At 64.4% G+C, this 997-nt stretch carries 3 protein-coding genes; all 3 read left to right on the top strand.

All coding sequences use genetic code 11. The annotated features are described in order from the left end of the window. On the top strand, positions 1–446 hold a 446-nt coding region (locus tag AX708_RS20935; protein ID WP_197426035.1), incomplete at its 5' end, for a hypothetical protein. Beyond that, positions 434–811, top strand: coding sequence for a transposase (locus tag AX708_RS13005; protein WP_066110762.1), 378 nt, complete (start codon positions 434–436; stop codon positions 809–811). The genes AX708_RS20935 and AX708_RS13005, both read left to right, overlap by 13 nt. After that, the coding region (tnpB, locus tag AX708_RS13000; protein ID WP_155647265.1) for an IS66 family insertion sequence element accessory protein TnpB at positions 808–997 on the top strand (190 nt) is incomplete at its 3' end. The genes AX708_RS13005 and tnpB, both read left to right, overlap by 4 nt.

Raw genomic sequence — 997 nt, 5'->3', positions numbered from 1 at the left:
ATGCGACGGAGTCGGTCGCCAACGAGCTGCGCGCTTCGTCAGCCGAATGGGCAAGGCGCGGGGGTTCGCCGGTCAATATTGGCGACATCAGCAAGCGCGGTGGTGGCGACATCGCTGGCCATGAAACGCACGAGCAAGGCAGGCAGGTTGATATTCGACCATTCCGCCGAGATGGGGGGAATGCTCCTGTCACTTGGCAGAGCCGCGCTTATGACCGGGAGCAAACCCGCAACTACATCGAGTTCATGAAGGAGCGTAATCCTGGCACCACTGTGCTGTTCAACGATCCGGTACTGGTGAAGGAAGGGCTAACGCAGAAATATGACGGCCACGACAATCACTTGCACTGTAACCATCCGGCGGAGGCCGCCTTGCGCGGGCAGGTAGCGAGCGCTCTTAAGCGTGCTCTTAAGAGTGTGCTTTGGAGCGGTCGGTGGGTCAGGTGACGGTATTTTCGGGGCCGGCGCGGCGCCGTAGGTGGAGCGATGAGGAGCGGCTGCAGATCGTGGCCGAGGCGTTCGCGCCGGGTGCGAGGGTCGCCGATGTCTGCCGCCGTCATGACGTCTCGTCCGGATTGATCTACACTTGGCGGCGCAAGCTGCTGGATGCGGGCGCGGCGCAGGAGGCCGAGGTGCCGGATGCGCTTCCCACGCCAGTATTCGCCGAAGCGCTGATCGGCGGGGACGCGGCGGTGGGTAACACGATCGAGCACCCGGCGATGATCATCGATCTGCCGCGCGGCAAGCGGCTGAGCATCTTCGCCGCGGCATCGCCGAGGTTGGTCGCGGCCGCCTTGAAGGCTCTGCGATGATCCCTTCCGGCGCGCGGGTGTGGATTGCGCTGGGCCACACGGATATGCGCAAGGGCATGCAGGGCCTGGCGCTGCTGGTGCAGCAAGGCCTCAAGCGTAACCCCCACGGCGGCGATCTGTTCGTATTCCGCGGCCGCGCAGGCTCGCTGATCAAGATCATCTGGCACGACGGGATCGGCATGTCGC

It is taken from the genome of Erythrobacter sp. CCH5-A1 (assembly GCF_001557115.1).
In the GTDB taxonomy this organism is placed as follows: Bacteria; Pseudomonadota; Alphaproteobacteria; order Sphingomonadales; family Sphingomonadaceae; genus Erythrobacter.
Note: the sequence above shows the minus strand (reverse complement) of the source record. Positions and strands in the feature narration are given on the sequence as shown.